The 19273-nt window shown below is 56.3% G+C and carries 23 protein-coding genes; 8 read left to right on the forward strand and 15 right to left on the reverse strand.

The window, feature by feature from the left end:
• Window positions 1-29: 29 nt before the first annotated feature.
• The 11 genes from flgL to flgB all read right to left on the reverse strand — a co-directional run bounded on the left by flgL (window position 30) and on the right by flgB (window position 10001).
• Window positions 30-995, reverse strand: coding sequence for a flagellar hook-associated protein FlgL (gene flgL, locus EGO56_RS11775; RefSeq protein ID WP_135909261.1), 966 nt, complete (start codon window positions 993-995; stop codon window positions 30-32).
• A gap of 14 nt (window positions 996-1009) precedes the next feature.
• Complete coding sequence (gene flgK, locus EGO56_RS11780; protein ID WP_135909263.1) at window positions 1010-2659, reverse strand: flagellar hook-associated protein FlgK; 1650 nt, start codon at window positions 2657-2659, stop codon at window positions 1010-1012.
• 123 nt (window positions 2660-2782) lie between these two features.
• The gene (flgJ, locus tag EGO56_RS11785; protein WP_033732244.1) at window positions 2783-3745 is read right to left on the reverse strand and encodes a flagellar assembly peptidoglycan hydrolase FlgJ; all 963 of its coding nucleotides are present in this window, start codon (window positions 3743-3745) and stop codon (window positions 2783-2785) included.
• A complete protein-coding gene (locus EGO56_RS11790) occupies window positions 3745-4854 on the reverse strand; it encodes a flagellar basal body P-ring protein FlgI (RefSeq protein ID WP_033732243.1) in 1110 nt (369 codons plus the stop codon). Before EGO56_RS11790 ends, flgJ begins: the two co-directional genes overlap by 1 nt.
• Window positions 4855-4863: 9 nt before the next feature.
• Window positions 4864-5574: a flagellar basal body L-ring protein FlgH gene (locus EGO56_RS11795; protein ID WP_033732242.1), complete on the reverse strand. Its 711-nt coding sequence runs from the start codon at window positions 5572-5574 to the stop codon at window positions 4864-4866.
• A gap of 60 nt (window positions 5575-5634) precedes the next feature.
• Window positions 5635-6417, reverse strand: coding sequence for a flagellar basal-body rod protein FlgG (flgG, locus tag EGO56_RS11800; RefSeq protein WP_003849881.1), 783 nt, complete (start codon window positions 6415-6417; stop codon window positions 5635-5637).
• 17 nt (window positions 6418-6434) lie between these two features.
• On the reverse strand, window positions 6435-7190 hold the full coding sequence (locus EGO56_RS11805; RefSeq protein ID WP_013357443.1) for a flagellar basal body rod protein FlgF: 756 nt from the start codon (window positions 7188-7190) through the stop codon (window positions 6435-6437).
• Window positions 7191-7210: 20 nt separating this feature from the next.
• Window positions 7211-8467: a flagellar hook protein FlgE gene (flgE, locus tag EGO56_RS11810; RefSeq protein WP_135909264.1), complete on the reverse strand. Its 1257-nt coding sequence runs from the start codon at window positions 8465-8467 to the stop codon at window positions 7211-7213.
• 26 nt (window positions 8468-8493) lie between these two features.
• Window positions 8494-9168: a flagellar hook assembly protein FlgD gene (gene flgD / locus EGO56_RS11815; protein WP_135909266.1), complete on the reverse strand. Its 675-nt coding sequence runs from the start codon at window positions 9166-9168 to the stop codon at window positions 8494-8496.
• Between the two features lie 12 nt (window positions 9169-9180).
• A complete protein-coding gene (flgC, locus tag EGO56_RS11820; protein ID WP_013357440.1) occupies window positions 9181-9585 on the reverse strand; it encodes a flagellar basal body rod protein FlgC in 405 nt (134 codons plus the stop codon).
• A 2-nt stretch (window positions 9586-9587) separates the two neighbouring features.
• A complete protein-coding gene (gene flgB / locus EGO56_RS11825) occupies window positions 9588-10001 on the reverse strand; it encodes a flagellar basal body rod protein FlgB (protein ID WP_003849889.1) in 414 nt (137 codons plus the stop codon).
• A gap of 154 nt (window positions 10002-10155) precedes the next feature.
• On the opposite strand from flgB, the gene flgA reads away from it, so the two are divergent.
• The 3 genes from flgA (at window position 10156) to flgN (ending at window position 11662) form a co-directional block, all read left to right on the forward strand.
• A complete protein-coding gene (gene flgA, locus EGO56_RS11830) occupies window positions 10156-10815 on the forward strand; it encodes a flagellar basal body P-ring formation chaperone FlgA (RefSeq protein ID WP_061062159.1) in 660 nt (219 codons plus the stop codon).
• A gap of 104 nt (window positions 10816-10919) precedes the next feature.
• On the forward strand, window positions 10920-11225 hold the full coding sequence (gene flgM, locus EGO56_RS11835) for a flagellar biosynthesis anti-sigma factor FlgM (RefSeq protein WP_033732238.1): 306 nt from the start codon (window positions 10920-10922) through the stop codon (window positions 11223-11225).
• Between the two features lie 5 nt (window positions 11226-11230).
• Window positions 11231-11662 (forward strand): flagellar export chaperone FlgN, encoded by a 432-nt coding sequence (gene flgN / locus EGO56_RS11840; RefSeq protein WP_013357436.1) that lies wholly within the window; start codon window positions 11231-11233, stop codon window positions 11660-11662.
• 66 nt (window positions 11663-11728) lie between these two features.
• Here flgN and murJ read toward each other — a convergent pair whose 3' ends face one another.
• From murJ to rimJ, 4 genes are all read right to left on the reverse strand, one after another.
• Window positions 11729-13267: a murein biosynthesis integral membrane protein MurJ gene (murJ, locus tag EGO56_RS11845; protein ID WP_135909268.1), complete on the reverse strand. Its 1539-nt coding sequence runs from the start codon at window positions 13265-13267 to the stop codon at window positions 11729-11731.
• 121 nt (window positions 13268-13388) lie between these two features.
• Entirely contained in the window at window positions 13389-14309 is a 921-nt protein-coding gene (locus EGO56_RS11850) for a Gfo/Idh/MocA family protein (RefSeq protein WP_135909270.1), read from the reverse strand.
• 1 nt (window position 14310) lies between these two features.
• Window positions 14311-14949: a DUF480 domain-containing protein gene (locus EGO56_RS11855; protein ID WP_135909272.1), complete on the reverse strand. Its 639-nt coding sequence runs from the start codon at window positions 14947-14949 to the stop codon at window positions 14311-14313.
• A 13-nt stretch (window positions 14950-14962) separates the two neighbouring features.
• A complete protein-coding gene (gene rimJ / locus EGO56_RS11860) occupies window positions 14963-15556 on the reverse strand; it encodes a ribosomal protein S5-alanine N-acetyltransferase (RefSeq protein ID WP_013357432.1) in 594 nt (197 codons plus the stop codon).
• 288 nt (window positions 15557-15844) lie between these two features.
• Here rimJ and grxB point away from each other — a divergent pair, with 288 nt between their 5' ends.
• The 5 genes from grxB to EGO56_RS11885 all read left to right on the forward strand — a co-directional run bounded on the left by grxB (window position 15845) and on the right by EGO56_RS11885 (window position 19075).
• Window positions 15845-16492 carry a glutaredoxin 2 gene (grxB, locus tag EGO56_RS11865; RefSeq protein ID WP_135909274.1) on the forward strand — a complete coding sequence of 216 codons (648 nt, stop codon included), beginning with the start codon at window positions 15845-15847 and terminating at the stop codon, window positions 16490-16492.
• A gap of 115 nt (window positions 16493-16607) precedes the next feature.
• Window positions 16608-17171, forward strand: a complete 564-nt coding sequence (locus tag EGO56_RS11870; RefSeq protein WP_013357430.1) for a lipoprotein — start codon at window positions 16608-16610, stop codon at window positions 17169-17171.
• 134 nt (window positions 17172-17305) lie between these two features.
• The gene (gene pyrC, locus EGO56_RS11875) at window positions 17306-18349 is read left to right on the forward strand and encodes a dihydroorotase (protein WP_135909276.1); all 1044 of its coding nucleotides are present in this window, start codon (window positions 17306-17308) and stop codon (window positions 18347-18349) included.
• A gap of 62 nt (window positions 18350-18411) precedes the next feature.
• A complete protein-coding gene (gene dinI, locus EGO56_RS11880) occupies window positions 18412-18657 on the forward strand; it encodes a DNA damage-inducible protein I (RefSeq protein WP_003849907.1) in 246 nt (81 codons plus the stop codon).
• Between the two features lie 145 nt (window positions 18658-18802).
• Window positions 18803-19075 carry a hypothetical protein gene (locus EGO56_RS11885; protein ID WP_013357428.1) on the forward strand — a complete coding sequence of 91 codons (273 nt, stop codon included), beginning with the start codon at window positions 18803-18805 and terminating at the stop codon, window positions 19073-19075.
• Window positions 19076-19273: the final 198 nt, after the last annotated feature.

Here is a 19273-nt window from a genome sequence, read left to right on the forward strand (position 1 = left end):
TTAAAGTACGCTCAAAATTTCAGGTCAGACTACGAATTCATCTGGAACAGAGACATCTTGGACATATCAGTAAAGGTCTTATAAGAGGCCTGAAGTGCTGTCTGCTGCATGGTATAGCTGGAAGCCGCTTCCGTTAAATCCACGTTAACCAGGTCACTCATCTGCGAGCTGTAAATCACTTTACGGTCATCGCCCTGCGCATTCAGCGTATCAATTTCACCAAGCTGAGTACCAATCTCAGAAACCACGGTTGAGACATTATTCAGCGCGTTGCCCAGTCCGCGGTTGGTTTTATCCATTGCATCCTGGAATGTCTGCTTAGTCGCGGCATCAGCATCATCCTGCGGGACTTTCAGTGCTGCAATGGCGCTATCCAGCATTTTAAACAGATTGGTTTCGCTGGCGCTGCCATCCGGCTCTTTGGTGGCATTGCCGGTGATTGACATGAAGATGCTGTCACCTGTATGCGCCACGGTCATAGTACGACTGGTATCAACCTTCTGGGTGATTGCATCGGTGCCGCCTGCATAACTGACACCCGTGCCCGCCTTATCAACAAAAGGCGCGCTGTCGGTTTTATAGCCGGAAAAAATGTAGCGGCCATTGGCATCTTTGCTGTTGGCCAGGTTCAGCAACTGGGCGCGAACACCCTCCAGCTGAGTAGCAATCGAACCACGATCGTCGTCGCTCAGCGTACCGGTTGAACCATTGACGATTAGCCCCTGCGCCGCAATGATGCCATTGGTTACGCCTTTCAGCGTATTGTCTTCCAGTGACAGCCCCTGTTCAGCGAAGGTGCGCGCGAGCGCATACTGTTCACCCTGCTGCTGAGTCTGAGTCAGCACCACAGCACGTGACGCGGCAATCGGGTCATCCGAGGGATTCGTTACACGGCGACCGCTGGAAAGCTGCTCGCCCACTTTCAGCCAGGAGGCCTGTGAGTCAGTGATGCCGCGCACCTGCTGCTCAAAAATCATATTTGTACTGATTCGCATGTTATCTCCTGCCCTTAGCGAATATTGATCAATGCGTTAAACACGGTGCTGGCAGTCTGGAGCACCTGCGCATTGGCCATGTAATATTGCTGATACTTGGTCAGATTGGCGTACTCTTCATCAAGGTTGACGCCAGAGACCGACTGCTGGCGTTCGGTCAGCTGACTGACCACACTTTTCTGAGTCGTACTGGTCGTTTCCAGCGAGCTGGTTTTGTTACCCACGGTGCTGACGATAGCCGCATAGGCCTGCGACAGCGTGGCATTACCGCCGACCAGCTTTACATCCTGCAGATTCAGCAGTTTCTGCGCATTGCGGTTATCACTTTCACCGCCAACCGCGCTTGCAGCAGCCACCTGAGATTCACTGGTGATTGCCACGGACATGTCGTTAATCACATTCTGCACCGGCTTCACCAGGAAGCTGTCTTTGGCGGCAGGTGCAGGTGAGGCACCCACAGTCAGTTTCAGGCCATCAAAACTCAGCGTGGTGTTGCCACTGGCATCAGTACTCTGCGTGATGGCGGCTGCGGTACCGTCAGAGGCACGCGTGGCGCTCCAGTTTGTGCCGTCAAAGCTGACGTTATAGTTAGTGGCTTTCAGCGCGCTGGTATCGGTCCACTCTGCGGTAACCGAGGCAGCGGTACTGTTTTTACTGTTGCTCACCATAGTTGGACTGCCGATATTAAAGAAATCGACGCCCTGGTCGCCGTTGCTGTCAAAGCCCTGCTTGTGGACATCGTTAAAGCTGGTAGTAAACGCCGCCGCTAACTGACCCAGCTGATTCTGTGCCAGATCCAGATCCTGAGTACGGAACGCCAGCAGACCGCCCAGCGAACCCGTGGTGATCAGCTTTTCCGGGATCTCAACATTGCCCGCCTGCTTATCGACATAGCCAATCGTGGTGCGCGTCGGATCGCTACTGGAGTTCATCGCCACCAGATCGTGAGATTTGTTGCCGTTCACCAGCGTCAGGCCGTTGGCCATAGATACGGTGTAATTGCCATCCTGCTGCGATACCGTCACGCCAACGACTTTATTCAGGTCATTGACCAGCTGATCACGCTTATCAAGCAGATCGTTAGGCGCAGCACCGTTGCCATTAGTCAGCTTACCAATCTGCTGGTTAAGATCGGCAATCTGGCTGGTGATCGTGTTGACCTGTTTAACACTGGAACTGACATCGGAATTGACGCTGTTCTGCATATTGTTCAGGTATTGCGCTGAGGTCTGGAACTGGTTCACCAGACCCTGCGCATTGCTGAGCATCGACTGACGCGCTGACGGATCGTTGGCGTTGCTGACGACGTTCTGCAGGTTGGTAAAGAAGCCCTGCAGCGAGGTTGACAGGCTGGTCGTCGCGGTCGACAGCAGATCGTCAATGTTAGAAATCTGCGTATGCTGAGTATCGACCGCACTGTAGCTCGCGCTGGCACCCCGCAGCTGTGTGGCAATGAATGAATCATATTCACGTTGTACACCGGTGATGTTCACGCCGTTACCATAATAGCTATTACCCTGAAGGGTACTGTTCGCCTGCGCCAGTACCGTGGTCTGACGTGAATAGCCCGCCACGGTGTAGTTAGAAATGTTGTTACTGGTGGTGCTCAGAGCGGCCTGCGCGGCACTCAATCCGCTCATCGCGGAGTTAATTATGCTGGACATCTCGGTTCCTTACGTTCCCCGTCAACCGGGCTGGCAGACATCAAAGTGGGCGCCAGCAGGCGAAAACGCTTCTGGCTATAGGGATGTTATCGGCTTGCTTAAGTGAAACTTGAGGCGAAATAATCAGAACAGGTCGCCAATATCCTGGCTGTACGCTTTGACGACTTTGTCGCCCATGCTTTTGAATTGCTGAATCATTCCCACCAGCTTTTGCGCATATTTCGGGTCGGTGGCATAGCCTGCCGCCTGTAACGCCTGCGCGCCCTGCTCTGCGCTTGAGGCGTTGGTCACCGCCGCATAGCGAGGGTTTTTGGTCAGCAGTTTGACGTAGTCGGTCAGCGCCTCGAAATAGGAGTTGTACACCCTGAAGCTGGCACGGACTTTCTTCGCTGCACCCTGCTCATATTCGGTGGTCATGATATCGGTGGTCTCACCTTTCCAGTCACCGCTGGCTTTAATCCCGAACACGTTATAGCTCGGCTTGCCGTCGCGGGTCAGGATCTGTCGCTGGCCCCAGCCCGACTCCAGCGCCGCCTGCGCCAGAATCAGGTGATGCGGAATACCACTCTGCTGACTGGCCGCCTGCGCTGGCTGCGTCAGCTGAGCGATAAACTCACGGCTGTCGCTCGGCAGCCCCGTCGGTGACGCGACCGGCGGCAGTCGTGGCATCGCCTTACGCACCATCTGCTCCAGCTGCTGGGCGGGCAGTGGTGTGGCCCCGCTGGTGCTGAGAATAAAGCTGTTATCCAGCTTCATCGGCACCGTACCGGCTTTTTCATCCGGCGCGGTGGCGGGCTGCATCTGTTTGACGATGGTTTCCGCCAGGCCGAGGCCACGCTTGCCCATCTCCTGTGCAATCTGCTGGTCATACATAGAGGTAAAGAGTTTGGTCTGCTCGTTGCCCATAATGCCGTCTTGCGGCAACGCATCGCGCATACTCTTCAGCATCATCTGTACAAACATCCCTTCAACCTGACGTGCAACCTGCAACGCATGTCCTTTCGGATCGTTGCTCGCCTGGCGTTTAAGATCATTCAGGGAGCGGCTGTCGAAAGCCGGACTCGTGACAGATTGCATATCAGCCATCAGATAATTTCCAGTTTGGCACGCAGACAGCCGGCACTCTGCATCGACTGCAGAATCGACATCAGTTCGATAGGTGATGCACCCAGCGCATTCAGCGCACGCACTACGTTGTTCAGGTTAGCGCTGGCATTGACGCGCTGCAGCGCACCGCCGGTCTGGCGCAGATCGATCTGGGTCTGCGTCGTCGCCACGGTCTGACCACCGGCCAGCGGTGTATCAGGCTGACTGACGTTCTGCTGCTGATTAACCGTCACTGACAGGTTGCCCTGCGCTACCGCACACTGATTCAGCGTAACTTCGCGGTTCATGACTACCGAGCCGGTACGGGAGTTGATGATCACTTTGGCATCTTCAACCGGAATCGAGACATCAATGTTCTGGATCTCAGCCAGCAGACGCACCTGCGCACCATTATTGGGTGACACGCGGATCTGCACGGTACGGGCATCCAGCGGCTGCGCTGCGCCATAACCGCCACGAGCGTTGATCGCATCAGCAATACGCTGCGCCATCGAGAAATCTTCAGTATTAAGCTGCAGGTTAAGGGTGTTCTGCGAGCCAAAGTTGCTCTGCAGTTCACGTTCAACCGTTGCACCGCCGGTGATGCGGCCACCGTTCAGCTGGTTGACCTGAACGCTGCTGCCGCCCGCAGAGGCACCCGCACCACCGACCAGGATGTTGCCCTGCGCCAGCGCATAGACCTGGTTATCGACCCCTTTCATCGGCGTCATTAACAGCGTGCCGCCGCGCAGGCTTTTGGCGTTACCCAGCGATGAGACCACCACATCCAGGTTCTGTCCCTGACGGGCAAACGACGGCAGCTTAGCGGTCACCATAACGGCTGCCACGTTTTTCAGCTGCATGTTGGTACCCGCGGGCACAGTGATGCCAAGCTGTGACAGCATGTTGCTCACTGTCTGGGTAGTAAATGGCGTCTGCGTGGTCTGGTCACCGGTGCCATCCAGACCCACCACCAGGCCGTAGCCCAGCAGCTGGTTATCACGTACGCCCTGTACCGTAGTTAAATCACGAATCAAATCGGCTTTGGCCAGCAGGCTGACGCCCAGCAGCAGCGCCAGCCCGGCGCGTAACAGCGTTAACTTTTTCATTGAAACCTCTTACATCGGCGAGATGTTCAGGAAGAAACGCTGGAACCAGCCCATGGTCTGCGCCTCATTGATGTAACCATTTCCGACGTACTCAATACGTGCATCGGCGACAGCGGTAGATAACACGGCGTTACTGGCGCTGATGGTGCGTGGGTTGACCACGCCCGAGAAGCGAATGAACTCCGTGCCCTGATTAATGGCGATCTGTTTTTCACCGACCACGTGCAGGTTGCCGTTTGACAACACCTGATCCACGGTGACGGTAATGGTGCCGGTAAAGGTGTTATTGGCAGATGCGCCGCCTTTACCTGCGAAGTCGTTTTTGCCTTCGGCGCTGAGATTGGCTTTTTCGCCACCTGCACCCACCAGGCCTGCCAGACCCGTCGGCACGCCGCTCACACCAAAGCTGTTGCTGCCGTCGCGGCTGGCACTGGCTGAGGAGCTTTTGCTGGCGCTGACGTTTTCCTGCAGCGTGATGGTCAGGGTATCGCCGATGTTGCGTGGACGGCGATCTTCAAACAGCGGCTGATAGCCGTAGTTAAGTGGCGCGACGCCCTGGAATATAGAGCCGTTTACCACCGGTGGCGCGGACGGCATCGGCTGCGCCGTGGTTGCCCCTTCGACCAGCGGAGTACGCGGGACCAGGGCACATCCGTTAAGAGTTAGCAGCAACGAGGCGACTAACCAATGTCCAGGCTTGAGAATCTGTTGCTTCGCCACGGTGTCACGACCTTATTAATGTCTGTATCTCAGGCCAGCACGGGCTGGCCCTGTTCGGGATTAAAGCTGAGTTAATTTCGCCAGCATCTGATCAGAGGTGCTGATCGCCTTGCTGTTGATTTCGTAAGCGCGCTGCGTCTGAATCATGGTGACCAGCTCTTCCGCCACGTTAACGTTCGAGGTTTCGGTATAGCCCTGATAGAGCAGACCCGCGCCGTTCTGGCCTGGGGTACTGTCTGTCGGTGCGCCCGATGCCTGCGTTTCTTTGTAGAGGTTTTCACCCACGCTATCGAGACCGGCGTCGTTCATAAAGGTGCTCAGCGTTAACTGACCGACCTGCGCGGCCTGAGCCTGCCCCTGCTGCGTCACGCTGACCACACCGTCACGCGACACCGTAATGCTGGTAGCGTTGGCCGGAATGGTAATGCCTGGCTGCACCGGGAAACCGGAGTTGGTCACCAGCTGGCCGTTCTGATCAACCTGAAACGCGCCATCACGGGTATACGCAGAGGTGCCGTCCGGCATCTGAATCTGAAAATAACCCTGACCGTTAATAGCGATATCTTTTGAGTTACTGGTCTGCGACAGGTTGCCCTGGGTGTGCAGACGCTCAGTGGTCACCGGACGTACACCGGTACCGATCTGCAGGCCCGATGGCAGCGTTGTCTGTTCTGATGACTGCGTGCCCGGCTGGCGCATAGTCTGGTACATCAGATCTTCGAACACGGCACGTGAACGTTTAAAGCCGTTGGTGCTGACGTTTGCCAGGTTGTTGGCAATGACGTCCATGTTCATCTGCTGCGCATCAAGACCGGTCTTAGCGATCCATAAAGAACGAATCATGTTGTTATCCTCGCGCCTTAGCTCATGTTCAGGAGCTGATTGGCTTTTTGTTCATTTTCGTCGACGTTGGTGATGACTTTCATCTGCATCTCAAAACGTCGGGCGTTGGCGATCATATCGACCATGGTTTCCACTGGTTTGACGTTGCTGCCTTCCAGCACGCCAGGCATCACCTGCATAGTGGCGTCAGCCTGCAGTGCAGCACCGCGGGTCGCCTGCGTCGACGCAGTAGGACGGAACATGCCGTCATCACTGCGCTGCAGCTCCTGCCCGGTTGCCCTGACCAGCTTCAGCTTGCCTAGCTGAACCGTGGCGTTCGGTGAATCACCGGCGTTCAGCCCGGTGATAGAGCCGTCTGCCGCAATGGTGATTTCCGTACCCTGCGGGATCACAATCGGACCGCCATCGCCCATCACAGGATTGCCCTGAACCGTCAGCGTACCGGTCGGACTGATTTGCATATTGCCGTTGCGGGTATAGGCTTCGCTGCCGTCAGCGGTACGCACCGCCAGCCAGCCATCCTGCTGCACCGCCACATCGAGCGGACGCTCGGTGTAATCCATCGCGCCCTGACTCATGTCGGCGCCGGGTGTCGAGGCGGCGACCAGCGTACGGGTCGGCAGCGACCAGCCACTCACCGGCACCGCGCGCAGCGCATTCAGCTGTGCACGAAAACCCGGTGTTGAGGCGTTGGCGAGGTTGCTGGCGGTAACCGCCTGCTGATCCAGCGTCTGGCTGGCCGCGCCCATCGCGGTATATATCGCGTGATCCATATGGCAATCCTGTTAGCGAATTAGCGTAAGTTAACCAGCGTGTTGAGAATCTGGTCCTGAGTTTTGATGGTCTGCGCATTCGCCTGATAGTTACGCTGCGCGACGATCATGTTCACCAGCTCTTTACTCATGTCGACGTTGGACGATTCCAGTGCGCCCGACGTCAGTGAACCGAAGGTGCCGGTGTTAGCCAGACCAATGGCTGCCTGACCGGATGCGCTCGAAGCCTGCCAGACGTTGTCGCCTTTCGATTCCAGACCTTCCGGGTTTGAGAAGCTCGACAGGACAATCTGACCCAGCAGCTGGGTTTTCTTGTTTGAGTAGCTGCCGGTAATGGTGCCGTCATCATTGATCGCGTAGCTGGTCAGATCGCCTGGCGCATAGCCATCCTGCGTCGGGCTGCCAAAGGTGGTAGCGCCGGTGTTCTGCTGCAGGCTGCCCAGCATGCTCAGGTTGATCGGCTGATTGGCGACCGCGCCATTGGCGCCACCCACGTTCAGCGTCAGGCCGACGGTGCCATCCGTGGTGGTGCTCACAACGGCACCGGTAGCATCCAGCTTAGAGACGCTGGTCAGCTTACCGCTGGTGTCAAACGCCATTCTGAAGTCACCCGCTGAGGTGCCGGTGTTGCCATCAATGGTGTGGACTGTCCAGCTGTTGCTGGTGGTGTCTTTCACGAAATACATGTCGAGCGCGTGGTCATTACCCTGCGAATCGAACACGGTGGCGGTGGTTTTCTTGTTGTAGCTGTCTGCGTTCGCCGTCGAGAAGGTGGTCACCGTTGGCGTGGTATCCGTTGAGTTCAGGTTGGCAACCAGACCGGCCGTGGTGGTGGCGCGGGCTGGCATCTGCTCGGTAGGAATACGCAGCGCTACCGGGTTAGCACCCGACTGGATAGTGGCCGGTGAACCGCTTGCCGGATAGCCGGTCACGTTCAGACCCTGGGTGTTTACCAGGTTACGGTTGGCATCCAGTGTTAACTGGCCGTTACGTGAATAGAAGACGCCGCCGCTGCTGTCGGTCATACGGAAGAAACCGTTGCCGCTCAGCGCAACGTCCAGGCCACGGCTGGTGGTGGTGGTCGCGCCATCGTTAAAGTTCTGGATCACCGCAGCAACTTTGGTACCGAGACCGACGTTAGAACCGGCAAACATATCGGCAAACGCGATGGTGCTGGATTTAAAGCCCGCTGTCGCGGAGTTGGCAATATTGTTACCGATGACATCAAGGTTACTTGAAGCAGCACCAAGGCCGCTGACCGCTTGGGAAAATGACATGTGTTTGTTTCCTGTCTACAGGTTAATCAGAGAATCTGACGTACGTCGTCAAGGGTGGCGGAGCCCATGGTGCCGAGATCCAGTTTTGTGGTGTTGTTCGCAGTACTCACCCCATTGACGTAGGCGTAGTTAAGCGGTTGTGCCACCAGTTGTGTGTTGCCATTGCTTGCGGCAATCGCAACGCTGTATTTACCATCCGGTGCGACAGAGCCATCAGTCAGCTTGCCATCCCACGAGAAGGTGTGGACGCCAGCGCTCAGCGCGCCCAGATCGACGGTGTCGATCACCGTGCCATTGGCATCTTTAATGGTGGCGGATGCGCCGGTAGAGGCGGAAGCCAGCTCCACGCCGAATGGCGTTGTGGTGCCGTTGCCTACCAGAATCTGTCCGCCATTAACCATCACGCCATGCCCAATCAGCGTGGAGCTCTGCAGCGACTGGCTGGTGCTGATCTGTCCGGAGATCGATCCCAGTGTGGTATTCAGTTTTTCAATGCCGCTCAGGGTATTGATCTGTGCCAGCTGCGTGGTGAGCTGGCTGTTATCCATTGGATTGGTTGGATCCTGGTTCTTTAACTGCGTCACCAGCATGGTCAGGAACTGATTCTGTAAATCCTGTGCGTTGTTGCCGGTTGCACTGGTGCTGGATGAGCTAAGGACCGTGGGGTCCAGCTTTTCATTAACGCCTACCGCGATAGCCATAATTCTTCTCCGTTATTGCCCGATCGTCAGGGTTTTCATCATCATCGACTTCACGGTGTTGAGCACCTCGACGTTGGCCTGGTAGCTGCGTGACGCCGACATGGTGTTGACGCTTTCAGAAACCACATCCACGTTCGGCATCTTCACGTAGCCTTTGGCATCGGCCATCGGGTTGCCCGGGTCATAGACCAGCTTCGCAGGTGTCGGATCGTCCACGACGCGTGCCACTTTCACACCGCCGGTCGCAGAACCCGGTGCCGCATCGGTCTGGAAGACCACCTGCTTTGCCACGTAAGGCTTGCCATCGGGGCCGGTGACGCTGTCGGCGTTTGCCAGGTTACTGGCACTGACGTTTAATCGCTGTGATTGCGCGGTCATCGCTGAGCCGGCAATGTCAAAAATATTCAGCAAGGCCATAATTATTGCCCTTGTAACACGCTCATCATGCCTTTGATCTGGCTACTGATGAGGGTGAGGTCGGTTTGATATTTCAGGCTGTTATCCGCGAACTGTGTACGCTCACGGTCCATATCTACGGTGTTGCCGTCGGCAGAAGGCTGGTCAGGAATGCGATAAAGCATATCCATTGATGGCGCCCCGTTTGTCTGTGCTTCAATGTGGCGAGCTGACGTGACTTTTAACGCCATGCTGCTGCCTTCCGCACGACCATTGGACATCACCCGACTCAGCTCGCTGGCAAAGTCGATATCCCGGGCCTGATAACCAGGGGTATCGGCGTTGGCAATATTTGACGCCAGGATCTCCTGACGTTGAGCACGCAGGTTGAGGGCCTCCGTTCCAAATTTCAGCGCCGCATCCAGTTTGTCGAGCATGTTTCCTCCGCGTATGAGAATTTCGAGCTCGCAGCTTAATTTGAAAAAGCAAGCCGTCATCGTCTGAATAACGCCTTAAATGACCGCTATTTTGACAATTGAGGATTTTTCTTAACGGGTACACTCGTCGCCATCATCAGTGAGGAACTGCACAATGCGTCGATATCTGACCCTGCTGACCAGCCTGCTGGTCGTGATCGCCCTGCCGGCTTCTGCCGGGGATCTCAATGCACAACTGAATCAATTTTTTAAAGCGCGTGACGCTCAGCATGCTGAAGGCATGGTAGTAGTGGTTCGCACGCCGAAAGAGCAATGGCCAGCCTGTGAGACGCCTAAGTTCACCCTGCCAGGCAATAGCCGGTTATGGGGCAACATGAGCGTGGCGGCAAACTGCGATGAGAATCGCCGTTATATCCAGGTACAGGTTCAGGTCACCGGGTCTTATCTGGTGGCGACCCGGCTGCTGAGCCAGGGCAGCAGCGTCAGCGAAAGTGATTTCACGCTGCAGACCGGCCGTCTTGATACCCTGCCTGCCCGCGCCCTGCTGAATGCGGACGCAGTCGCAGACGCCGTAGTGCTGCGTGATATCCAGCCAGGACAGCCGATTAATCCCTCCACGCTGCGTCAGCCATGGCGCGTAAAGGCGGGTCAGAATGTGATGGTGATTGCCAGCGGGGACGGCTTTGACGCCAGCGGTGAGGGCAAGGCGCTGAACAACGCCGCCCGCTCGCAGTCGGTTCGGGTGAGGATGGGAAATGGCCAGATTGTCAGCGGTAAGGTGCGAGAGGATGGGAATATTCTTATAACGCTGTAAAGTGTTAAAGAAGCCCGCAGTGCTGCCGATAGAAGAATCAACAAAGCGATAACGCTATTATGATTCAGGTGGCAGACTTCCCCTGACCGTACAGGAGCCCGAATATGAGCATTGACAGAACGCAACCTCTGAAACCCGCCAGCACCGTACAGAGCCGCGACAGCAGTGAGTCTGGCAGCAGCAAAGTGCGTCAGAGTGCCAGCCCGGTGGCAGCCACGACCCCCGCTGCAGCCCAGGTCAGCCTGAGCAGCGCGCAGTCGCAGCTGATGCAGCCGAGCAGCAAAGATATTAACGTCGAGCGCGTTGAACAACTGAAAACCGCCATTCGTAATGGCGAACTGAAGATGGATACCGGCAAAATCGCCGATGCGCTGATTGCCGACACTAAGGCGTATTTAGAGGGTAATTAATTCCCATGAGTAATTTGCAGACCACATTAGATAAGATGCAGGACGTGCTGGCGTCGCTTTCAGCGGTGCTGGAAGAAGAGCAGCAGCAACTGGCAGCGGGCAGCATTAACAGCAACCTGTTGCAGCGCATCACCGAAGATAAAAGTGCACTGCTCAGTACGCTGAACTATCTGGATGAGATGCGCCGCACCGCTGAACAGAGTCAGGCGACATCGGCACCTTATCGTGGTCAGAACGACATGGCGCGCCGCTGGGACACTATTCAGCAGCATACCCGTCGTCTGCAGGATGCCAATGTTCATAATGGCATGCTGCTGCAGCATCAGATTCGCTACACCGAAAATGCACTTGAAGTGCTGAAGCCGCATCAGACTCAGGCCTTTTATGGCCCGGATGGGATGGGTAAAGGTCAGGCAACGTTAAGTCGAAAAGCCTGAGCCGCAAAGTAGCGAAAAAAATCCCGCCTGGTGCGGGATTTTTTATTGTCTGCTTTACGCTCAGTCTTACACAGCGGTGCGCCGTGCATAGTCGCGCAGCCTGAAGCCCAGCACTCCCAGCGCCAGGAAATAAGCGCCGCCGCCGACAGCACAAACCGCCGCCAGACGCAGCAGTCGCCACAGCATGGAGCCCTGTTCCCAGGCTGGCATCCACTGCAGCATGGCAAACAGCGCGCCGGCCATCACCACCACAGCGATCAGCAGGCGGAGCAGGAAGCTGCTCCAGCCCGGCTGCGGCATAAAGATATTCTTCTTACGCAGCTGCCAGTAGAGCAGCGACGCATTCAGACAGGCCGCCAGACCAATCGACAGTGACAGACCGGCATGTTTCAGCGGGCCAATAAACGCCAGGTTCATTAGCTGCGTCATGATCAGCGTGATAATCGCGATTTTCACCGGCGTTTTGATGTCCTGACGGGAATAGAAGCCCGGCGCCAGCACCTTAACCACAATCAGACCCATCAGTCCGACGGAGTAGGCGATCAGCGCACGCTGCGTCATCAATGCATCAAAGGCGGTGAACTTACCGTACTGGAACAGCGCCACGGTCAGCGGACCGGAGAGCATGCCCAGCGCCACGGCACTTGGCAGCGCCAGCAGGAAGCAGAGGCGCAGCCCCCAGTCCATCAGTCGGGAATATTCATCATGGTTGCCGCTGGCAAAACTTTTAGCCAGCGACGGCAGCAGAATGGTGCCCAGCGCCACGCCCAGCACACCCGAAGGAAACTCCATCAGGCGATCCGCGTAGTACATCCAGGAGACCGAACCCGAAACCAGAAACGAGGCGAAGATGGTGTTAATGATCAGCGAGATCTGACTGACGGAAACGCCCAGAATGGCCGGTCCCATCTGACGCATCACTCGCCACACGCCCGCGTCGCGCAGATTAAGACGCGGCAGCACCAGCATTCCCAGCTTTTTCAGGTGAGGAAGCTGATAGCCGAGCTGCAGCACGCCGCCCGCGACTACCGCCCAGGCCAGCGCCATTACCGGTGGACGAAAGTGCGGCGCAGCAAACAGCGCAAAACCAATCATGCTGACATTCAGCAGGGTTGGCGCAAACGCCGGCACCGAGAAGCGGTTCCAGGTGTTCAGCACCGCCCCCGCCAGCGAGGCCAGCGAGATCAGCATAATGTAGGGGAACGTCACCCGCAGCAGCGAGCTGGTCAGGGCAAACTTATCGGCACTGTCGGCAAAGCCTGGAGCCGTGACCATGATGACCCAGGGCGCAGCGATCATCCCCGCCACCGTGACCAGCGCCAGTGCCAGCGTTAGCAGGCCTGAGACGTACGCCAGGAACAGTTTCGTCGCCTCTTCACCCTGCTTGCTTTTATATTCAGCCAGAATCGGCACGAACGCCTGTGAGAATGCGCCTTCAGCAAAAATACGGCGCAGCAGATTGGGCAGTTTAAACGCAACAAAAAAGGCATCGGTCGCCATTCCGGCACCAAACACCCGCGCCACGATGGCATCACGGGCAAAGCCCAGTACGCGGGAAAACAGGGTCATAGAACTGACCGCTGCCAGCGATTTCAACAAATTCATAATTGACGGCGCATCCTGAAAAGAATCGGCAAAAAAGGAGAATTAGCGCGGGCACCCGAGGATGCCCGGCGACAGTCTACTGCCACGGAGGGAAATGACCAGCACGGAGTGTTACAAGGCGTTATTCCTGCGTCGCCTCACGCCACAGTTTTTCCACCACACGCTGCGCCATCAGCGCCTGCTCACCGCTGGTTTCAGGCTTCGTCTGATTTTGTACGCAGTCAATAAAATGGCGTGCTGCACCGCTGAAGCCGCGCTGCGTCAGATGGCTCTGCCAGGCGGGCGGCGGGGTGATTAGCAGGCCATCACTGCGCTCTTCCTGCCAGTCGCGCATCTCGCTGATGTCGATGCACTTACCGTCACACACTGCGCTGACCCGCTCGCGCTGACTGCCCGCGCGCCGGTGCATGCTGGTGGTGATCGCCAGGCCGTCAACAGCGAAATGGTGCTCGGCATAGAGCATCTGCCCCTGCTCGTTGGTATCAATGCGTCCCTGAACCTGGCGAAACGGCTTGCCGCCCAGCCAGAGCGCGGTGTCCACCACATGCAGGTAGTCATCAAGCAGGGTAAAGCGAAGATCCAGAGGTCCGACGCTGTCGCTGCGGTGCTTTTCAATCCGCAGAGAAGCCGCGCCAGCCATCTTCGCCCGCAGCTGCTGATAGCGCGGGGCGAACCGGCGGTTAAACGCCACCATCAGCTTACGCTGGCGTTTTTCCGCCAGCGCCACCAGCGCTTCAGCCTGCTCCAGGGTTTCAGCCAGCGGCTTGTCGACGCAGACATCTTTTCCTGCCAGCAGCAGCGCCCTGACCACCTCATAGTGGGTGGCGGTGCTGCTGTGAACAAACACCGCGTCGCAGGCTGCGGCTAACTCATTCAGTGAGCCAAAGCACTGCATGCGATAGCTGTCACAGATCGGGCGGGCTTTGGCCTGATTCGGGGAAAACGCCCCCACCAGCGTCCAGTCTGTCGCGGCCGACAGCACCGGCAGCCAGGCTTTCTGTGCGATACCGCCCAATCCCACCACGCCAATACGTAATGTCATCTCAGCTCTCCGGTTGCAGCAATTGGGTGAGTTGTGCCTGAAGTGCTGCGACCTGCTGTTCCAGCGTAGTGACGCGCGCCGCCAGGTCGCCCTGCTCCTCCGGCGCGTCGGCAGCCTGATGGGCGTCATCTTCATCGCCCAGCAGATGCATAAAGCGGCTTTCACGCTTGCCTGGCTCACGCGCCAGGCGGATGACCTGTGCACTGTCTTCGCGCTGCATCAAGCCTTCCAGCGTCTGCTCGACTTCGCCGACATCACTGAACTCGTGCAGACGACCGCTGCGGGTACGCAGTTCGCCTGGCGTCTGCGGCCCGCGCAACAGTAGCAGGGTGAGAAGAGCGACTTCCGCACTATTGAGTTTCAGTGTACCAAACGCGGAGTTACAGAAACGCTGCTCATATTTCACCACCCGCTGTCCGGCGGCGCTGCTGCCGGTGACCAGATGACGCTTTTCAAGCTGATCGAGCTTATTCTGTACCTCGCTTTCACTCAGCTCCATCACCGGCTCGCGATTCGATTTCTGATTACAGGCCACCACTACGCCATTCAATGACAGCGGATACTGCTCTGGCGTGGTGACCTGCTTCTCCAGCAGGCAGCCCAGCACGCGCAATACCTGCGCGGATAAAGCCATCTTCATGCTCGCGTCCTCATTATTGTCCACGCCGGTCAGGCGTCCATTCCCGCAGGGTTAAGGCTGTCAGCACGTGATCCTGCCAGCGTCCGTCGATCAGCAGATAATCTTTCGCGTAACCCTCTTTTTCAAAACCGAGTCGCGCCAGCAGATCGCCGCTGCGCTGGTTGTGCGGCATGTAGTTCGCCATGATGCGGTGAATATGCTGCTGGCGCTGCATATAGCGGATAGCCGACTGCAGGGCTTCAAACATCAGCCCCTGCCCCTGCCACTTTTCACCCAGTGAATAGCCGAGATAACAGGCGTGAAAGGAACCGCGCAACACGTTGCTGAAGTTCGCCACGCCACGCACTTCGGTTTCATCGCTGTCCATTAAAATGAAATAGAAGGCCGAACCCTGCTTATGCATGTCGGAAATCAGCCCGAGGCGCGCCTGCCAGCCCGACGGGTAGCAGTGGCTGTCATCGCGCACCGGCTCCCACGGTTTTAAAAACAGGCGGTTTTCCGAATAGTAATCTGCCATTCGCCAGGCATCACGTTCGTGAACCAGACGGACCACCAGACGATCGGTGGTTAATCGCACCCTGGGCGCGGCAGAACGATAGCCAAACATCCTGACTCCTGAAATCAATGGCTGTGAGTGAAAGCCGTCATTACCCGGCTTTCACTATAACCGCCGCCTGGGCTGCGGTAAAACGTTACAGCGGTTTAGCTTTAAGGAGGTTGATTTTGCTCTGTTATCACAGCGATGACCCGCCGGTTCGCCCGGCTACAGCCACCTATCCTGGCTGGCAGGTTTGCCCTGCAGGGTAATCTCTTCCATACTTTTTGAGCGCCCGAAAACAGGATGAATTGATTCACTCTGTTAAACACTAAACCTGTAAAAATCCGGGAGATCAGGATGAAACTCTATATCTATGACCACTGTCCTTTCTGCGTTAAGGCGCGAATGATTTTCGGTCTGAAGAATAAGCCGGTTGAGCTGGTGGTGATGCTCAACGACGATGAAGAGACGCCAAAACGACTGATCGGGCAGAAAATGGCACCGATTCTGCAAAAGCAGGATGGCAGCGCAATGCCTGAGAGCATGGAGATCGTGCATTACGTCGATCAACAGGATGGCGCGCCGCTGATCACCGGCGCGCTGAACCCGGCGATTGGCGACTGGCTGCGTCACATGAACAGCTATGTCAATAAACTGCTGCTGCCGCGCATTGCCGAAGCGGCCTTTGCCGAGTTCGCGACGCCTGAGGCGCGTAACTATTTCCGCAGCAAAAAACAGGCGAGCCTCGGTGATTTTGAAACGCTGAAGAGTCACTCGGCCGGGCTGATTAAGAATGTGAGTGAGGATCTGCGCAAACTGGACAAACTCATCGTTCAGCCTAATGCGGTAAACGGCGAACTGTCGGAAGATGATTTTAATCTCTTCCCGCTACTGCGCTCCCTGACGCTGGTCGCCGGTATCGACTGGCCGAGCCGGGTGGCGGACTACCGCGATAACATGGCCAAACAGACCCAGGTTAATCTGCTCTCTTCGATAGCGCATTAATCCCGTCCTGATGAGAGACGCTGCGGCGTTTCTCATCCCTTTCCTGATGACACCCTGCACGCATTCAGGCAGGCTATGGCCTGTTTACTGGCTCTGATATTCAGGATAAAGATCGATGAAAAAGGCTTTTTTCGGGCTGACTGCCCTGTTGATGGCGCTGCTGGTCAGCGGCTGTAATCAACTGACGCAATACACCATCAGCGAACAGGAAGTGAATCAGGCGCTGCAAAAGCACAACAACTACGAGAAAGATATTGGCGTCTCCGGACTGGTTAACGCACACATCGTGCTTAACAACCTGACCAGCCAGATTGGCCGCGAAGAGCCGGGTAAAGTGACGCTCTCCGGTAACGCAAAAATCAACGTCACTTCACTGTTTGGCCCGCAGCAGGCTGATATGCAACTGAAGATGCGTGCTCAGCCGGTTTATGATCAGCAGCAGGGCGCAATTTATCTGCGCGATCTGGAGATTGTCGATGCCCAGGTTGCTCCGGAAAAAATGGCCTCAATCATGAAGACGCTGACGCCTTATCTTAATCAGTCGCTGAAAAGCTATTTTGATCAAAAACCCGCCTATGTGCTCAGCGCTGACCGCAGCAAAGGCGAATCGCTGGCGAAGAAATTTGCCAAAGGACTGGAAGTGAAGCCCGGCGAACTGGTCATTCCCTTTACGCAGTAATTCCGATTTCCGCGCCCCCTGGCGCGGATTTTCTCTGGCGGCATAAAAAGCAGGTGCAAACGGTTGCCTGAATCCTTATGCTTAGACCCCGGCCAAAACACGCCTTTTGTTTCCTTTCTGCCGGAGCTTCACTGATGACAGCACAACCTCAGCAACTTACCCTGCGTCGCCCTGACGACTGGCATATTCATCTGCGTGATGATGAGATGCTCAAAACGGTCCTGCCCTATACCAGCGCGGTGAATGGTCGTGCCATTGTGATGCCAAACCTGGTGCCGCCGGTAACCAGCGTGGCGGCCGGTGAAGCGTACCGCGATCGCATTCTGGCGGCACTGCCCGCCGATCACGCCTTTACGCCGCTGATGACCTGCTACCTGACCGACTCGCTGGATCCTGATGAGCTTGAGCGCGGTTTCACCGCCGGTCTGTTCACCGCGGCGAAGCTCTATCCGGCGCACGCTACCACCAACTCCAGTCATGGCGTGACCAATATTGCGTCGATTGCCCGCGTGCTGGAGCGGATGCAGACGCTCGGTATGCCACTGCTGATCCATGGTGAAGTCACTGATGCACATATCGACATTTTTGACCGCGAAGCCCGCTTTATTGAAACCGTGATGGTGCCGCTACGCAGCCAGTTTCCGGCACTGAAAGTGGTGATGGAGCACATTACAACGCAGGACGCCGCTGAATATGTTGCCGATGCCGGTGAAACACTGGGCGCAACCATTACCCCGCAGCATCTGATGTTTAACCGCAACCATATGCTGGTGGGCGGAATTCGCCCGCACCTCTACTGCCTGCCCATCCTTAAGCGCAACGTGCATCAGGAAGCGCTGCGTAAAGTGGTAGCGAGCGGGAATCCACGCTTCTTCCTTGGCACCGATACCGCGCCGCATCTGCGTCATCTCAAAGAGGCCAGCTGCGGCTGTGCGGGCGTTTTTAATGCGCCGACGTCGTTGCCCGCCTACGCCACCGTTTTTGAAGAGCTGAATGCGCTGGAACATTTTGAAGCGTTCTGTTCTGAAAATGGCCCGCGTTTTTACGGTCTGCCGCTGAATGAGGGGACGATCACGCTGGTGCGTGAGCCGTGGCAGGTGCCGGAGTCAATTGCGCTCGGCAGCCACTCACTGGTGCCGTTCCTGGCCGGTGAAACGCTGAACTGGCGCATCGCATAATTTTACTTGCCTCCGGACCACCAATACTGTAAATATATACAGCATCTTAACCGGAGGCTATTATGCGCGTTGAAATTACCGTATCCAATACCCGACCTCTTCCTGCTGGCGCGATAGAAGCGTTAAGCGATGAATTATCGCGCCGCATCGACGAACAGTTCCCTGACTCGACCAATCACGTCAAGGTACGTTACGCCAGTGCTAACAATCTCAGCGTGCTGGGCGGTGGAAAAGAGACGCGCGACCAGATCAGCGAAATCCTGCAGCAGACGTGGGAAAGCGCTGACGACTGGTTCATTACTGATTAACCGCCACTGTGCTTTTTTTCCGGGTGTCGCCACCCGGTTTTTTTATCTTTTCTCCCCTCTCGCACTTCCCCCTCTCTGCATCTAGACTCTTAATGATCAATGCCCTATCCTTGCGCTCGTCACGCATAACAGGAGGTGCGACACCATGACTACTGATAAACCGGAAGAGGCGATGACCTTTGGTGAGTTGTTAGCACTGATTGGTGATCAGCAGCGTCGTTTAACGGTGCTGGAAAATGCCTTTTCCAGTCTGATTTTCTGTCTTGACGATCGTGCCAGTCAGCTGCTGGTGCACAATCTGTCGCTGGAAGCCCAAAATCAAAACCATGATGAGCAGCTTCAGCAGCACTTTGCCCGTCTGGCAGAAACACTGCAAAAGCGTGGCGGCGGCATCGTGCCGGAAACCCCGGCACTTTAAGCCCGTTCACGCGGCTTAACCCGCTTTTTGCATGCCCATAGAACAGTGATAAAAATGCCTGCCCGTCAGGCATTTTATTTTTCAACGCCCTCCTTTCAAACGCAAATATTCTGTGAGAAGCTGGCTCACGGCATTTTTTAAACAGTGATACCCAGGTTTACTGTTATAATTGTTTCGCTATCGGAATAAAAAAGCCGC

The organism is Pantoea vagans, assembly GCF_004792415.1.
In the GTDB taxonomy this organism is placed as follows: Bacteria; Pseudomonadota; Gammaproteobacteria; order Enterobacterales; family Enterobacteriaceae; genus Pantoea; species Pantoea vagans.

Bases quoted from the DNA above. Each gene is read 5' to 3' on its own strand.
- EGO56_RS11885 (WP_013357428.1), top strand. From the start codon at position 18,803: ATGACTACTGATAAACCGGAAGAGGCGATGACCTTTGGTGAGTTGTTA.
- pyrC (WP_135909276.1), top strand. From the start codon at position 17,306: ATGACAGCACAACCTCAGCAACTTACCCTGCGTCGCCCTGACGACTGG.
- EGO56_RS11790 (WP_033732243.1), bottom strand. From the start codon at position 4,854: ATGAAAAAGTTAACGCTGTTACGCGCCGGGCTGGCGCTGCTGCTGGGC.
- murJ (WP_135909268.1), bottom strand. From the start codon at position 13,267: ATGAATTTGTTGAAATCGCTGGCAGCGGTCAGTTCTATGACCCTGTTT.
- flgE (WP_135909264.1), bottom strand. From the start codon at position 8,467: ATGTCATTTTCCCAAGCGGTCAGCGGCCTTGGTGCTGCTTCAAGTAAC.
- flgL (WP_135909261.1), bottom strand. From the start codon at position 995: ATGCGAATCAGTACAAATATGATTTTTGAGCAGCAGGTGCGCGGCATC.
- flgA (WP_061062159.1), top strand. From the start codon at position 10,156: ATGCGTCGATATCTGACCCTGCTGACCAGCCTGCTGGTCGTGATCGCC.
- flgB (WP_003849889.1), bottom strand. From the start codon at position 10,001: ATGCTCGACAAACTGGATGCGGCGCTGAAATTTGGAACGGAGGCCCTC.
- EGO56_RS11855 (WP_135909272.1), bottom strand. From the start codon at position 14,949: ATGAAGATGGCTTTATCCGCGCAGGTATTGCGCGTGCTGGGCTGCCTG.
- dinI (WP_003849907.1), top strand. From the start codon at position 18,412: ATGCGCGTTGAAATTACCGTATCCAATACCCGACCTCTTCCTGCTGGC.
- flgN (WP_013357436.1), top strand. From the start codon at position 11,231: ATGAGTAATTTGCAGACCACATTAGATAAGATGCAGGACGTGCTGGCG.
- flgG (WP_003849881.1), bottom strand. From the start codon at position 6,417: ATGATTCGTTCTTTATGGATCGCTAAGACCGGTCTTGATGCGCAGCAG.
- flgD (WP_135909266.1), bottom strand. From the start codon at position 9,168: ATGGCTATCGCGGTAGGCGTTAATGAAAAGCTGGACCCCACGGTCCTT.
- flgJ (WP_033732244.1), bottom strand. From the start codon at position 3,745: ATGGCTGATATGCAATCTGTCACGAGTCCGGCTTTCGACAGCCGCTCC.
- grxB (WP_135909274.1), top strand. From the start codon at position 15,845: ATGAAACTCTATATCTATGACCACTGTCCTTTCTGCGTTAAGGCGCGA.
- flgK (WP_135909263.1), bottom strand. From the start codon at position 2,659: ATGTCCAGCATAATTAACTCCGCGATGAGCGGATTGAGTGCCGCGCAG.
- EGO56_RS11870 (WP_013357430.1), top strand. From the start codon at position 16,608: ATGAAAAAGGCTTTTTTCGGGCTGACTGCCCTGTTGATGGCGCTGCTG.
- flgC (WP_013357440.1), bottom strand. From the start codon at position 9,585: ATGGCCTTGCTGAATATTTTTGACATTGCCGGCTCAGCGATGACCGCG.
- EGO56_RS11850 (WP_135909270.1), bottom strand. From the start codon at position 14,309: ATGACATTACGTATTGGCGTGGTGGGATTGGGCGGTATCGCACAGAAA.
- flgM (WP_033732238.1), top strand. From the start codon at position 10,920: ATGAGCATTGACAGAACGCAACCTCTGAAACCCGCCAGCACCGTACAG.
- EGO56_RS11805 (WP_013357443.1), bottom strand. From the start codon at position 7,190: ATGGATCACGCGATATATACCGCGATGGGCGCGGCCAGCCAGACGCTG.
- rimJ (WP_013357432.1), bottom strand. From the start codon at position 15,556: ATGTTTGGCTATCGTTCTGCCGCGCCCAGGGTGCGATTAACCACCGAT.